Source organism: Sphingomonas sp. Leaf357, assembly GCF_001423845.1.
GTDB lineage: Bacteria > Pseudomonadota > Alphaproteobacteria > Sphingomonadales > Sphingomonadaceae > Sphingomonas.
This window is the reverse complement of the sequence record NZ_LMPM01000003.1, coordinates 309,826-322,610: the sequence shown is the minus strand read 5'-3', so window position 1 is coordinate 322,610 and position 12,785 is coordinate 309,826. Positions and strand designations below refer to the sequence as shown.

The following is a 12,785-nucleotide window of genomic DNA, read 5'->3' as shown; positions in this document are numbered from 1 at the left end:
CCGCTTCGCGATCGACCGGGCGGGCCTGGTCGGCGCGGACGGCGCGACGCATGCCGGCAGCTTCGACGTGACCTATCTCGCCACGCTCCCGAACTTCGTGGTGATGGCGGCGGCGGACGAGGCGGAACTGGTGCACATGACGCACACCTGCGTGGCGCATGACAGCGGGCCGATCGCGGTGCGCTATCCGCGCGGGAACGGCACCGGGGTCGCGCTGCCCGAGACGCCGGAGGTGCTCGAGATCGGCAAGGGCCGCATCGTGCGCGAGGGCAAGACGGTGGCGATCCTGTCGCTCGGCACGCGCCTGGGCGAAGCGCTGAAGGCGGCCGATGCGCTGGATGCCAAGGGCCTCWSCACCACGGTCGCCGACCTGCGCTTCGCCAAGCCGCTSGACGAGGCGCTGATCCGCCGGCTGCTGACCACGCACGAAGTGGCGGTGACGATCGAGGAGAACTCGGTCGGCGGCCTCGGCGCGCAYGTSCTCACGCTGGCCTCGGACGAGGGGCTGATCGACAACGGCCTGAAACTGCGCACGATGCGCCTGCCCGACGCGTTCCAGGACCAGGACAAGCCCGAACTGCAATATGCCGCCGCCANCGAGGGGCTGATCGACAACGGCCTGAAACTGCGCACGATGCGCCTGCCCGACGCGTTCCAGGACCAGGACAAGCCCGAACTGCAATATGCCGCCGCCAAACTCGACGCCGACGCCATCGTCGATACCGTGCTCACCGCACTCCGGCATAATGCGACTGGAGTGGTGGAAGGTGCGCGGGCTTAATAGTCCCCCGTCTCATCATCCCGTCGACGCGGAGCCTGTCGAAGCGCGGTTTTGAGGCACGTGCTTCGACAAGCTCGGCACGAGCGGGATGGAAACCGACGGGAGGGGAATTGGATTTCGAAATCGACGGGCGCGGCTCTGGGAGCCTGCCGCGCCCGTCCTGGGTCTTACCTGCCCAGATAATGTTCCTGTGCCGCGTCGGTGCCGTTGATGGCGAGGATCGAACGGGCGTCGGTCGGATGGCGGGCGCGGCCCTTGCCGTCGCTGGCGGCGGCGATGACGCGTTCCAGCAATTCCTGGCCTTCGCTCCACCAGCCGATGCCGCTGGCGGCATTGAGATGACCCTGCGCGCCGGCGTCGATGAAGTGGCTGCCCCAGCCGACAGCGAGGCTGTGCGCGCGATCGATGTCGATCCACGGATCGTCCTGGCTCGCCACGACGATCGACGGGAAGGGCAGCGGCGTGGTCGGCGTGGGACCGAACGCCTTCAACTCGTTCTGCGTCTGCGGGCGATCGACGTCCGCCGGAGCCACCAGCAACGCGCCCGCCACCGGCCAGCCATAAGGCTGGCGCGTGAGTTCCGCCCACCAGGCGACGGCGAGGCAGCCGAGGCTGTGCGCGGCGAGGATGACCGGAGCCTGCGACTGGCGGATCGCCTGGTCGAGTTTCGTCACCCAGGCATTGCGATGAGGCGTGTTCCACATGCCGAGTTCCACGCGCACCGTATCGGGCCGCGCGCTTTCCCAAAGTGACTGCCAGTGCGATGGACCAGAGCCGCCCAATCCAGGGACGGTCAGGATCGTCGGTTGGGCCGGGTCGAACGGTGAAAAGCTTCCCATCGTTTCGTCTCCTCAGGTCTAAGGAAAACGTGGCTGTGGATGCTCCGCAGAAACGCCACTCGGCCACACTTTCCGTTGACCAAACCTATTCCTACTCATTTGATAGGCAATAGGCCTTGCGCCGGACCGAGGACGGGATGCGCCAGTCTGAATGTGTCGAAAAGTTCCCGTCATCTTGTCGCAAATGAGGCAAGCTCGAACGACGTGTTCGGGGTGCGGATCTCGCCGTGAGCGGGTAGGAGTTCTTCGACTCGAAGGAAGTGTGATGTCCAAGATCCGCGTTGATCAATTGCTGGTGGATCGCGGGCTGGTGGAAAGTCGTACGCGGGCGCAGGCTTTGATCATGGCCGGGCTGGTGTTCGCCGGTACGCGCAAGATCGACAAGCCGGGACAGACGGTGGCCGACGATATGGTGCTGGAGGTGCGCGGGCGGGACCACCCCTGGGTATCGCGCGGCGGGATCAAACTGGCCCACGGACTTGAGCATTTCGGCTGGGACGTGGCCGGCGCGGTGGCGATCGATGTCGGATCGTCGACCGGCGGCTTCACCGACGTGCTGCTGAGCAAGGGGGCGGCGCGCGTCTATGCTGTGGATAGCGGGACCAACCAACTGGCGTGGAAGCTGCGGCAGGACGACCGGGTCGTGGTGCATGAACAGACCAGCGCTCGTATCCTGACCGCCGCGCACATCCCGGAAGCGATCGACATCGTGGTGTGCGATGCGAGTTTCATCGGTTTGTCCAAGGTGCTGGACGTGCCGCTCGGCTTCGTTCGTCCGGGTGGGCGAGTGTTGGCGCTGATCAAGCCACAATTCGAGGCAGGTCGCGAGGAAGTGGGAAAGGGCGGCGTGATCCGCGACCCATCAGTGCATGCGCGGGTGTGCGATGAGGTATCCGAGTGGCTGGTCGGGAAGGGGTGGACCGTCGCGGGTGTGGTCGAGAGCCCGATCACCGGGCCGGAGGGGAATGTCGAGTTCCTGATTGGGGCCGTGCGGCCGGCCTGACGCGCGTCAGGCGCAGAATTCTGTCGCGGTGCGGCGCGGTGTCTGCTTCTATATCGAAAGATCACGGACGGGAGCACGAGGCTTGAGGGAAATCGCGTCGAAGCAACAATTGCGACTGGCGTTCGCGCGGTGGGCGGTGGTGACGGTGCCGTTGATCCTGCTGCTCGGGTTCGCCTCGAGCCGTATGTTCCCAGCAGGTTCGGACAATCGCTGGTATGCGATGCTGGTCAAGCCGGCCTTTACGCCCCCCGACTGGCTGTTCCCCGTTGCGTGGTCCACTATCTACGTGCTGATGGGCCTCGCGCTGGCGATGATCATCAACGCGCGCGGATCGAGATTGCGCGGGGCAGCCATCGTGCTGTTCGTCTTGCAACTGATCGTCAATCTGATCTGGAGCCCGCTATTCTTCGGCGCGCATCAGGTTTCGACCGCCTTTCTCGCGATCGTGCTGATGTTCGTGCTCGCGCTCGGCACGACATTGCTGTTCGGGCGGATCCGCGCCGGGGCGGCGTGGCTGATGGTGCCCTATCTGGTGTGGTTGGTGCTGGCGGGCGCGCTGAATTTCGAGATCGACCGGCTCAACCCGAACGCGGCGACCCTTGTGCCGTCTTCCGCCACCACCCAGATGACGAATTGAAGACTTAAAGGACAGATGCATGCAAGCCGATAACAAGATGTTCGACGATTTCGTAAAGTTCGTGAATGGCGCGGCAGGTACGCTGGCTGGCGTGGGCCGCGAGGCCGAGGCCGGTGCACGCTCCAAGGCGAAGGAGTGGATCGGCGGGCTGGACTTTGTTTCGCGCGATGAATTCGACGCGGTGAAGGCGATGGCGGCGGCGGCACGCGACGAGGCCGAGGCGCTGCGCGCGCGTCTCGATGCATTGGAGGCCAAGACCGCCAAGGCACCCAAAACGGGGGCCTAAGGCGATCTTTTCCACAACTTTCTCCTTGCCCCCGACCGCACTCGCCTTGCGTGGCGGGTTCGGGCACGTCACCCCTTCGCATAAGTTGGGAGGGGCGAAGTGATGCTCGACGAAGCGGACGATCATGGCGACGATGCCGCGCCGATCGACATGCTGGAAAGCTATTTCGCGGCGCATGGCTGGGAGCATGAGCGCCTCGACGACGAGGTGATCGCCAAGGTCAAGGGCAGCTGGACGACGTACGAGCTGCGCGCGCTCTGGCGCGACGAGGACAGCGTGCTCCAGTTCCTCGCCTTTCCCGATATCCGCGTGACCGACGAGCGGCGCACGGCGGTGTACGAGGCGATCGGGCTGATCAACGAGCAGCTCTGGGTCGGGCATTTCGAACTGTGGTCGTCCAGTGGCATCCTGCTGTATCGCCACGCAGCGATGATCGAGGGCGATGGCGGCATGCTGTCGCTCGCCTCGGCCGAATTGCTGGTCGAATCGGCGATCGACGAATGCGAGCGCTTCTATCCGGTGTTCCAGTTCGTGATGTGGGGCGGCAAGAGCCCGAAGGAAGCGCTGGCGGCGGCAATGACCGATACGCAGGGCGAAGCATGAGCCTCGGCCGTCTGTGGCTGATCGGTTGCGGGAATATGGGCGGCGCAATGCTGCGGCGCTGGATCGAAACCGGTGTTGTCGCGGCCTCGGACGTGGACGTCGTCAACCGTACGGATCGCGATCTGCCGGAGGGCGTGCGGCAGGCGCGAGAATTGCCCGACGGACCGTTGCCCGACATGGTGATGCTGGCGATGAAGCCGCAACAGATCGACGAGATCGCGCGAAGCCATGCGGCGAGGATGGCCGGTGTGCCGATCCTGATGTCGATCCTGGCGGGGGTCGAGGCGCCTGCACTGGCCGCTCGGTTCGAGGCGGGGGCGATCGTGCGGGCCATGCCGAACCTTCCCGTAGCGCTCGGCAAGGGTGTGGTCGGACTGCATTCCGACGGTGCTTCCGCCGATGAGAGGGAGAGTGTCGCGGCGTTGATGGCACCTTTGGGCCTGGTCGAGTGGGTGGCCGACGCAGGGCTGTTCGACGCGGTGACGGCGCTGGCCGGAAGCGGACCGGGGTTCCTGTATCGCTTCATCGATGCGCTGGCCGAGGGGGGCGCGGCGTTGGGCTTGCCGGCCGATCAGGCGCAGCGGCTGGCGGTGGCGACGGTCGAGGGCGCGGGATTGTTGGCGGCGGCGTCGGACGACCGCCCGGCGGCACTGGCCGACAAGGTGGCGAGCAAGGGCGGATCGACGCGCGCGGGGTTGAACGTGCTGGATGCGGACGGTGCGCTGAAGGTCTTGCTGCGCGAGACGCTGGCGGCGGCGGAGCGGCGCAATCGCGAAATGGCGGCGATGGCACGTTAGATTGGCATTATCTCCGCCTTCGCGGGGTTGACGACGGAAGACGTTCAGTCCCTCAAACTCTCTACCCTTGGACGTTCCGCCTCGGGGATCAGTCCCTCCAGCACCGCCCAGAATCCGCCGACCGCCGCTTGTCCGGCACTTGCGTAGGCCGCGGAGAGGCGTTCGCGCAGCGCGTCGAACAATTGGTTTTCCAGCGCGGTGCCTTCGGCCGAGAGCCGCAACAGGCGCTGGCGGCGGTCGCGTTCGCCGGGGCGGACTTCGATCAGGCCGCGATCGGTGAGTTCGTTGAGGACGCGGCCCAGGGATTGCTTGGTGATCGAGAGCAGGCCGAGCAACTCGCTGACCGTCAGATCGGGCTGGCGGGCGACGAAATAAAGGGCGCGGTGGTGAGCGCGGCCGAGACCCTGCGCCGCCAGGCCACGATCGATCGAACGGGTCAGGTGGCTGTTGCCGAAATAGAGCAGTTCCAGGCCGCGACGCAGTTCGGTTTCGCGGAGGAACAGTGGCGATGCTGAGGGAGTGGGGGAGGCCATGTTGACCCGGTTTGCCATCCGCCTTAGGCGTCCGCAACCCGCTTTGGACGTGCAGATCCTGCATCGCGGCATGATGACAAGAGGACGCGATGGACGCCGACACCAGCCCGACATTCGCTTACGAGCCCAACGCCACGCCGGTCCCGGCGAACGAGCGTGCGGCGCGACTGGTCGATCCGGTCTTCGGGCGGGTCTTTACCGATCACATGGCGGTGATCCGGTATAGCGACGACAAGGGCTGGCACGATGCGAAGATCACCGCGCGGGCGCCACTGTCGATGGATCCGGCCTCTTCCGTGCTGCATTACGCACAGGAGATTTTCGAGGGCATGAAGGCGTATCGCCTGGCCGATGGCGGCACGGCGTTGTTCCGTCCGCACGCCAATGCGCGGCGCTTTCAGGATTCGGCGCGACGGCTGGCGATGCCCGAACTGCCGGAGACGCTGTTCCTGGAATCGATCGAGCGGCTGGTGAAGGTGGATCGCGACTGGATTCCGGAGAGCGATGGCGGATCGCTGTATCTGCGCCCGTTCATGATCGCGAGCGAGGTGTTCCTGGGCGTGAAGCCGAGTGCGGAATATCTCTACATGGTGCTGGCATCGTCGGTGGGCGCCTATTTCAAGGGTGGCGCGCCGACCGTGTCGATCTGGGTGTCGCAGGACTACACCCGCGCCGCGCCCGGCGGCACGGGAGCGGCGAAGTGCGGCGGCAATTACGCCACCAGCCTCGTCGCGCAGGCCGAGGCGATCCGCAACGGATGCGATCAGGTGGTGTTCCTCGACGCGGTCGAGCGCCGCTATGTCGAGGAACTGGGCGGCATGAACGTGTTCTTCGTGTTCGCCGACGGCAGCATGGCGACGCCGCCGCTGACCGGTACGATCCTGCCCGGCATCACGCGCGATTCGATCCTGACGCTGGCGCGGTCGCAGGGCATCACGGTGCGCGAGGAACCCTATGCGATCGATCAATGGCGCGCGGACGCGGCGAGCGGCACGCTGACCGAAGCGTTCGCCTGCGGAACGGCGGCGGTGGTGACGCCGATCGGCAGCGTCGCCTCCCCCGAGGGCAAGTTCGAGATCGGCGGCGGCGGGCCGGGGCAGTTGACGATGCGCATGCGCGAGGCGCTGGTGGGGATCCAGCGCGGCAATACGCCGGATGCCAATGGCTGGTTGCATCACCTCGATATGGCGTGAATTTCGGGGCGTGCGTTTCGGGCTTTTCTAAGCGAGGCACGCCGCTATAAGGCCGCCTCTCGTTGGGGCGTCGCCAAGTGGTAAGGCAGCGGCTTTTGATGCCGCCATTCGCAGGTTCGAACCCTGCCGCCCCAGCCAGTTCCTATCGCTCCACGCCATCCGGTCGCGCGAAGGGGCGGTCGTTCCTCAGATAGACCAGCGAATGGCCGCGATCCCGCGCCACGCGGAATACGAGGCGATACTCCTTCTTCAGGGCCGTTTCGACCAGCGTGAGCGTTTGCAAGTTCCACTCGGCCATCGGCGAATCCATCGTGACGATCACCGGCGGGCGGTTGGAGAGGATGCGGCGGACTTCGGCGACCTCGTCGACGCCGCTGGCGCCGCGTTCCGGTTCGTAGGCAAGCGTCGAGGGGAAGACGTGCGGTGTCGGCAGGCAGGCGTCGGCGAGCAGATAGGTGATCGAATCGCCGGCAAAGACATAGGGACATCCATGGCCGCTATTGGCCTTTACCACGCGGGCGAGGGCGCGGGCCCCTTCGGCGTCGGTGGGCCAGAGCAGCACCTTGCCGACAAAGAGCGCGAGGCCGAGCGCGAACATCGCCGGGATCGCGATGCGGTGGCGGGCGAGGATCGGCGCGGACAGGATCGCGAGCGGGGCAAGCAGAGGCAGGGCGTAGTGATCGAAGAATGCGCCGATCATCGCAAAGGCAATCAGCGCCGCGGCGAGCCAGCCGAACATCAGGGCTTTTCCCGGGCTCCAGGGGCGGGTGCGCCAGGCCAGGACTGTGCAGACGAGCAAGGGTGACAGGACCGCTGTATTGCCCGCGAGGCGGCCGACGATCTTGCCGGCGGGATATCCCTTGCGCAGCGTGATCGAAGCGAAATTGGAGAACCAGAAGGCGTCGAACACCGCCGGACCGCGACGCCAATAGTCGAGGGCCACGGCGGCGGTGGGGGCGATGGCGAGGGCTATCCAGAGCAGGGCGGACAAAGCGAGCGTGGGGAGCGAACCGCCGGCGCGGCGGAGATACCAAAGGTGGGCGAGGCCGAAAAACGCGCCCTCCACCGCCGGGGTGTATTTGGTCTGGATCGCAAGCCCGGCCAAAGCACAGGCGGCGGCTCCGTTCACGATGATCGCGCGCCGGGCTTGCCGCGCGGCGAGCTCCGGCAGGCGCAGGGTGAGGAGGGCGGCGGCGATGACCAAGAGGTTGTAGAAGACCGGCGATTGTCCGCCGCGCCCGCTGAGCAACGACAGCCAGAGGATATAGGCTATGGCCGCCGCGAGCGCCGCGCCGTTAGGTGCGCCGAGCCTGCGCGCGGCCTTGTGCACCAGCCAGGCGGTGGCCGCAGCGAAGAAGGTGGCGACGAGTTGATAGGCCAGAATGCCGTCGCCGGGCAGCAGGCGGATGCCCGAGAAGATCAGGAACAAGCCGACGGGTTTCCGATCCCAGATATCGATATAGGGCAACGCGCCGTGCAGCATGCGGTCACCGACGAGCAGGTAGAATTGCTCGTCGACATGGATCACCGGGTTGCCGAAATCCCGACACCGGATGAGCAGCGCGACGATCAGCAACAGCGCGGCGATCGCCGGCGGGGAGCGGGGAATGGCTGTTCTGGGCGCGGGCATCGCGGAAGGGTCATAGGGATCCCCGGGCGGGGAGGCGAGTGGGCTGTCCGGTGATTTTCGGTTCGCAGCGATGTGCGGGTCGTGCCGCACGGCATCGTCTTCTATTCGTGGGGGATATTCACCAGATGATCGGACGGTGTGTGGCGTTGGCGCGCGGAGTTTTCGCGCATCCTACAATGGCGGCGGCGAAGGTGTTGCTGGTGCGGTTCGGCGCGCCGGTAATCTCGCTTGCCGTGCTGGGGGCCGCGCTGGTCGAAGTGCGCGCGCTGGACTGGCAGGCGGTGCTGGCGCTCGTGCCGCAGAACCCGGTGTTCTGGCTGGTGTTCGTGGCGGCCTATTTCACGCCGATCCTGTGCGACTGGGCGATCTATCATCGGATCTGGAACGTGCCCGTCGCCGGCATCGCGGTGCTGGCGCGCAAGACGATCGGCAACGAATTGCTGATGGGCTATGTCGGCGAGGCGTATCTGTTCGCCTGGGCGCGGCGCGAGGGACATGCCGGTCGCGCGGCGTTCGGCGCGGTGAAGGACGTTTCGATTTTGTCCGCGGCGGTCGGCAACAGTGCGACGATCCTGGTCGCGCTGGCCGCTGCGCCGTTCATGGGGGCGCTTCACATCGGTATCCCGTTATGGGCGGCGGCGGTGTCGCTGTGCGTGATCCTGGCACCGCCGGTCGTCGCGCTGACCTTGCGCGGCCGATTGTTCAGCCTCGCCCCGGTCGATCTGCGCGCGATCGCCGGTTTCCATGCGCTGCGTGCGACGCTGACGATCGGTTTCACCGCGTTGCTGTGGCATCTCGCTTTGCCGGACGTCGCGGTGCTGTGGTGGCTGATCTTCTCGGCGTTGAAACTTCTGGTCTCGCGCCTGCCGCTGGTGTCGAACAAGGAACTGGTGTTTGCGGGCATGGCGGTGGTGCTGCTCGGGCGACAGGCGGACGTTCCGGCGCTGATGACGATGATGGCGACGCTGATGGTCGCGATGCATGTCGTGGTCGGTGGCGTCCTGGGTATCGTCGGGCTGGCCGATGGTCTGCGCGACGGTGGTGATAAGGCAGCCGCAACGGCCTGAAAAAAATCTTAAAAATCTTAAGACGATAGTGCGGGTAGGCCCGGGCGGCATCGTCTTAGCGGTGATGCAGAAGGTTGCCGGGGGGTAGCATCTGACAAGACCGGGCGGCGCGCGCAGGGCCGCCCGGTCGAATTCCGCCTCACCCCGGACGCAAACCTTCCGCCATCTTCACCGATGATGGAACGTCTCGCATGTTGCTCGATCTCGACGCCCGCCCAGATACGCGGTTCGCCCACATGGCGGCGCGCGACCGGGCCGTGCGGCCGGCGTGGAGCGTGCTGGTGCCGTTCTTCAACGAACAGGCGTTTTTGACGCGCACGATCGAAAGCCTGGCCGCGCAAAGCCGGCCCGCGCGCATCATCTTGATCGACAACGGATCGACCGACGACAGCGCCGCGATCGCGCGCGCGACGTGCGATCGACTGAGATTGGACTATCTCCTGATCGCCGAGATGCGGCCGGGCAAGGTGCAGGCGTTGAAGACCGGGCTGCGCTGGGTCCGCACGCACTATGTCGCGACGTGCGATGCCGATACTGTCTATCCAGCCAATTATCTCGCCGCCGCCGAGGCCCTCTTGGAACAGGACGGCTGCGTCGTCGCCGGCGCGTTTTTCGCGCCCGAGCAGGCCGATGAGGCGACGCGCCTGAAGGCGGGTGCCAAGATGCGTGCGACGGCGCGATTGCTGCCGCGGCAGTGCCATACCGGCGGGGCGGGGCAGGCGTTCCGCACCGACGCGCTGCGCCGCGCCGGCGGGTTCGATGCCGATCTTTGGGCCTATGTGCTGGAGGATCACGAGGTGATCCACCGCATGATGAAGCTGGGCACGATGCGGTACAGCGACGACATGTGGTGCTCGCCGTCGCCGCGCGAGCGCGACCGCGCGTCGATCCGCTGGACGCTGGTCGAGCGGCTGATGTACAGCGCGCTCGCGCCATGGGCAGGGGACTGGTTTTTCTACGATTTCCTGGCGTCGCGGCTTCGGTCGCGTCGACTGGTCAGCCAGAGCATCCGGGAACGCGCGTTCCAGACCGGTGGCCAGGATAGCGGAAGGACGATGGGTGCCGCGACTTATCCTGTGTGCGGATGATTTCGCCTTCTCGCCGGCAGTAAGCGGCGTCATTGCAGACCTGGCCGCCGACGGCCGCCTCAATGCGACGAGTTGCATGGCCGTGCTGCCCAATTGGCGCGCGGACAGCGCGATGCTGGCGGGGGCGCCGGATACACTGGCGATCGGTCTTCACTTGGTGTTGACCGGCGAGACTCCGCTGACGAAGATGTCGAAGCTGGCACCGGGCGGTACGCTTCCGGCGATCAATCCGCTTGGCCGCATGGCGGCGCGACGGGCATTGCCCCTGGACGAAATCGCGCTGGAAATCCGGGCGCAGTTCGATGCGTTCGAGGAGGCGATGGGGCGCGCGCCGGACTTCGTCGACGGACATCAACATAGCCATGCGCTGCCCGGCATTCGCGAGATCGTGCTGGCGGAGACCTTGTTGCGTGCGCCCGAAGCGTGGTTGCGGACGTGCGAGGATAGGCTGGGTGCGATGCTGTCGCGCCCGTTTCGTGGCAAGGCGCTGGCGAGTGCGTTTCATTCGCGCGGCTTTCGCGCCGCCGCCGCGGCGCATGGGCTGGCGTGCAACGACAGCTTCGCCGGGCATTACGGCTTTGCCGGCGATTACGCGAAGGTGTTCCCAAGCTTCCTGCGGCGGCCGGCCGGGACGCATCTGGTGATGTGCCATCCCGGATCGGGATCGCGCGACGGCGACACGATCGCCGCGGCACGGTTGCAAGAAGCGGCCGCTTTGGCCACATTGCCGATCGCCGACCTCGCTGCGGCGCAGGGGCTGACCTTTCCGGCCTGAAAAAACGCGAAAACGGGATGGGAATGACCGAGGACGGCCTGAAGGCGATCTTCTTCGAAATACGGCCGATGCTGCTCCGGATGCTGGTCGCCCGCCTGGGCAACCGCGAGGATGCCGAGGATACGTTGCAGGACATGTGGCTGCGCATCGACCAGCTGGCGGCAGGGCCGATCGGCCAGCCGGCGGGGTTCCTGTATCGGGTCGCCGCCAATCTGGCGACCGACCGGCGCATCGCCGTGGCGCGGCGTGGCGCCCGCGACACTGCGTGGCTGGACGTGCAGCCGGTGGCGGAGGAAATTCCCGACGCCGAACGCGCGCTGATCGCGCGAGAACGGCTGCAAGCGGTCGAGCAGGCGATCGCCGACATGCCAGACCGGATGCGTACGGCATTGCGCATGTTCCGTTTCGAAGAGCAGCCGCAACGCAAGATCGCGGAGGACTTGGGGATCAGCGTGAGCGGCGTCGAGAAGCTGCTGCAGCGCGCGTATCGGCAAATTCATGACGCGTGCGAGATATTTGCTGTGGATGATTGCGAGCGGCGACGTCTAAGTCATGAAGGGGACCCGAAAAGTGGGCAGTGACGACGGGATCATCAGCGAGGCTATCGTAGATCGCGCGATCGACTGGCATCTGCGCCAGAGCGATATGGCCGAAGACGCATGGGCGGAGTTCGTCGTGTGGCTGGAGGCCGACGCGGCGCATGCCGAAGCCTATGATCGCGTCGCAATGCTCGATCGGGTGCTGCCGGAAGCGCCGCTTGCCGTGCCGAATCGCCTGATCGCAGCGAACGACGATCATCAGGACCACGGGCGAGCGACGCGCCGTCGCTGGTTGTGGGGGGCAGGGGGCACCGCCGTCGCCGCCGCGATCGCCGTGCTGCTGGTGCCGATGGCCTTGCCGCGTGCCGCCGATCCCTATGAGATCAACACCGCGCCGGGCCAGCGCCAGACGATCGCGCTGGCTGATGGCACGCGGATCGAACTGAGCGGCGGATCGCGCCTGAAGCTCGATCATAACAATACGCGTGTCGCCGCCCTGGACGCGGGCGAGGCGACGTTCACGGTTCATCATGACGAGGGGACGCCGTTCACGCTCCGCTCGGGCGGTCTCTCGGTGCAGGATCTGGGCACTGTGTTCAACGTCGCGCGGTCCGGGCAGCGGCTCGACGTACAGGTTGCCGAAGGTTCGGTGATGTTCCAGCCCGGCGCCGAGGGAATCGTTCTAAAACCCGGCAAGTCGCTCGTCGCTCACGAAGATACGCACAGTGTGACGTTGGGCGATGTCGCGCCCGATACTGTCGGTGGCTGGCGTAGTGGTCGATTGAGTTTCTCGGGCGAGCCGCTGGCTCGTGTTTTCGATGCTATGCGTCGTCTTTATGGGACACAGGTCACCCTGACCGGAGACTTGTCGGAGCAGCCGTTTACCGGCATGGTCGAGATGACGGGCACCGCAGCGCGAGACATTCCGCATATGGCTGCGCTGATCGGGGTGGAATGGCGTCGTAACGGTGAGACCTGGATCCTATCGCGCCGGAGCGCTGCGACGCGCTAGCC

Annotated in this window: 15 protein-coding genes, 1 tRNA gene and 1 pseudogene; 14 read left to right on the top strand and 3 right to left on the bottom strand. The window is 66.0% G+C overall.

The features are described 5' to 3' along the window. Positions 1 to 596, top strand: a pseudogene (locus tag ASG11_RS18160) (transketolase C-terminal domain-containing protein); the annotation flags it as partial. A gap of 1 nt (position 597) precedes the next feature. Next, positions 598 to 781 (top strand): hypothetical protein (locus tag ASG11_RS19425; protein WP_330218919.1); only part of this gene is annotated, 184 nt, incomplete at its 5' end. A 167-nt stretch (positions 782 to 948) separates the two neighbouring features. Here the strand turns inward: ASG11_RS19425 and ASG11_RS18155 are convergent. Beyond that, a complete protein-coding gene (locus ASG11_RS18155; RefSeq protein ID WP_055783587.1) occupies positions 949 to 1,620 on the bottom strand; it encodes an RBBP9/YdeN family alpha/beta hydrolase in 672 nt (223 codons plus the stop codon). Between the two features lie 265 nt (positions 1,621 to 1,885). On the opposite strand from ASG11_RS18155, the gene ASG11_RS18150 reads away from it, so the two are divergent. The 5 genes from ASG11_RS18150 to ASG11_RS18130 all read left to right on the top strand — a co-directional run bounded on the left by ASG11_RS18150 (position 1,886) and on the right by ASG11_RS18130 (position 4,946). Next, complete coding sequence (locus ASG11_RS18150; protein WP_055783586.1) at positions 1,886 to 2,623, top strand: TlyA family RNA methyltransferase; 738 nt, start codon at positions 1,886 to 1,888, stop codon at positions 2,621 to 2,623. An 82-nt stretch (positions 2,624 to 2,705) separates the two neighbouring features. Beyond that, positions 2,706 to 3,260, top strand: a complete 555-nt coding sequence (locus tag ASG11_RS18145; protein ID WP_055783584.1) for a TspO/MBR family protein — start codon at positions 2,706 to 2,708, stop codon at positions 3,258 to 3,260. A 19-nt stretch (positions 3,261 to 3,279) separates the two neighbouring features. Further along, on the top strand, positions 3,280 to 3,546 hold the full coding sequence (locus tag ASG11_RS18140) for an accessory factor UbiK family protein (RefSeq protein WP_055783582.1): 267 nt from the start codon (positions 3,280 to 3,282) through the stop codon (positions 3,544 to 3,546). Between the two features lie 102 nt (positions 3,547 to 3,648). Continuing rightward, entirely contained in the window at positions 3,649 to 4,149 is a 501-nt protein-coding gene (locus ASG11_RS18135) for a YbjN domain-containing protein (RefSeq protein WP_055783580.1), read from the top strand. After that, positions 4,146 to 4,946 (top strand): pyrroline-5-carboxylate reductase family protein, encoded by an 801-nt coding sequence (locus ASG11_RS18130; RefSeq protein ID WP_055783578.1) that lies wholly within the window; start codon positions 4,146 to 4,148, stop codon positions 4,944 to 4,946. The genes ASG11_RS18135 and ASG11_RS18130 overlap by 4 nt, the downstream gene beginning before the upstream one ends. A gap of 44 nt (positions 4,947 to 4,990) precedes the next feature. Here ASG11_RS18130 and ASG11_RS18125 read toward each other — a convergent pair whose 3' ends face one another. Beyond that, entirely contained in the window at positions 4,991 to 5,479 is a 489-nt protein-coding gene (locus tag ASG11_RS18125) for a MarR family transcriptional regulator (RefSeq protein WP_055783659.1), read from the bottom strand. Between the two features lie 89 nt (positions 5,480 to 5,568). Between ASG11_RS18125 and ASG11_RS18120 the strand changes: the two genes are divergently transcribed. Both ASG11_RS18120 and ASG11_RS18115 read left to right on the top strand, forming a co-directional pair. Further along, positions 5,569 to 6,672 (top strand): branched-chain amino acid aminotransferase, encoded by a 1,104-nt coding sequence (locus ASG11_RS18120; RefSeq protein WP_055783576.1) that lies wholly within the window; start codon positions 5,569 to 5,571, stop codon positions 6,670 to 6,672. Positions 6,673 to 6,735: 63 nt separating this feature from the next. Continuing rightward, positions 6,736 to 6,810 (top strand) — tRNA-Gln (locus ASG11_RS18115). A gap of 4 nt (positions 6,811 to 6,814) precedes the next feature. Here ASG11_RS18115 and ASG11_RS18110 read toward each other — a convergent pair. After that, on the bottom strand, positions 6,815 to 8,302 hold the full coding sequence (locus tag ASG11_RS18110; protein ID WP_055783575.1) for a hypothetical protein: 1,488 nt from the start codon (positions 8,300 to 8,302) through the stop codon (positions 6,815 to 6,817). 125 nt (positions 8,303 to 8,427) lie between these two features. Between ASG11_RS18110 and ASG11_RS18105 the strand changes: the two genes are divergently transcribed. The 5 genes from ASG11_RS18105 (at position 8,428) to ASG11_RS18085 (ending at position 12,783) form a co-directional block, all read left to right on the top strand. Further along, the gene (locus ASG11_RS18105; RefSeq protein ID WP_156363876.1) at positions 8,428 to 9,369 is read left to right on the top strand and encodes a hypothetical protein; all 942 of its coding nucleotides are present in this window, start codon (positions 8,428 to 8,430) and stop codon (positions 9,367 to 9,369) included. A 191-nt stretch (positions 9,370 to 9,560) separates the two neighbouring features. Continuing rightward, positions 9,561 to 10,457, top strand: a complete 897-nt coding sequence (locus tag ASG11_RS18100) for a glycosyltransferase (RefSeq protein WP_082472952.1) — start codon at positions 9,561 to 9,563, stop codon at positions 10,455 to 10,457. After that, positions 10,429 to 11,232 carry a ChbG/HpnK family deacetylase gene (locus ASG11_RS18095; RefSeq protein WP_055783571.1) on the top strand — a complete coding sequence of 268 codons (804 nt, stop codon included), beginning with the start codon at positions 10,429 to 10,431 and terminating at the stop codon, positions 11,230 to 11,232. Before ASG11_RS18100 ends, ASG11_RS18095 begins: the two co-directional genes overlap by 29 nt. A gap of 23 nt (positions 11,233 to 11,255) precedes the next feature. Next, positions 11,256 to 11,813: an RNA polymerase sigma factor gene (locus ASG11_RS18090; protein WP_055783569.1), complete on the top strand. Its 558-nt coding sequence runs from the start codon at positions 11,256 to 11,258 to the stop codon at positions 11,811 to 11,813. Then, positions 11,803 to 12,783, top strand: coding sequence for a FecR family protein (locus ASG11_RS18085; RefSeq protein ID WP_236697591.1), 981 nt, complete (start codon positions 11,803 to 11,805; stop codon positions 12,781 to 12,783). The genes ASG11_RS18090 and ASG11_RS18085 overlap by 11 nt, the downstream gene beginning before the upstream one ends. The last annotated feature ends 2 nt before the right edge of the window (positions 12,784 to 12,785 follow it).

Coding starts and splice junctions, on each gene's coding strand:
- ASG11_RS18155 (WP_055783587.1), bottom strand. CDS start 1,620: ATGGGAAGCTTTTCACCGTTCGACCCGGCCCAACCGACGATCCTGACC.
- ASG11_RS18150 (WP_055783586.1), top strand. CDS start 1,886: ATGTCCAAGATCCGCGTTGATCAATTGCTGGTGGATCGCGGGCTGGTG.
- ASG11_RS18140 (WP_055783582.1), top strand. CDS start 3,280: ATGCAAGCCGATAACAAGATGTTCGACGATTTCGTAAAGTTCGTGAAT.
- ASG11_RS18135 (WP_055783580.1), top strand. CDS start 3,649: ATGCTCGACGAAGCGGACGATCATGGCGACGATGCCGCGCCGATCGAC.
- ASG11_RS18130 (WP_055783578.1), top strand. CDS start 4,146: ATGAGCCTCGGCCGTCTGTGGCTGATCGGTTGCGGGAATATGGGCGGC.
- ASG11_RS18125 (WP_055783659.1), bottom strand. CDS start 5,479: ATGGCCTCCCCCACTCCCTCAGCATCGCCACTGTTCCTCCGCGAAACC.
- ASG11_RS18120 (WP_055783576.1), top strand. CDS start 5,569: ATGGACGCCGACACCAGCCCGACATTCGCTTACGAGCCCAACGCCACG.
- ASG11_RS18110 (WP_055783575.1), bottom strand. CDS start 8,302: ATGCCCGCGCCCAGAACAGCCATTCCCCGCTCCCCGCCGGCGATCGCC.
- ASG11_RS18105 (WP_156363876.1), top strand. CDS start 8,428: ATGATCGGACGGTGTGTGGCGTTGGCGCGCGGAGTTTTCGCGCATCCT.
- ASG11_RS18100 (WP_082472952.1), top strand. CDS start 9,561: ATGTTGCTCGATCTCGACGCCCGCCCAGATACGCGGTTCGCCCACATG.
- ASG11_RS18090 (WP_055783569.1), top strand. CDS start 11,256: ATGACCGAGGACGGCCTGAAGGCGATCTTCTTCGAAATACGGCCGATG.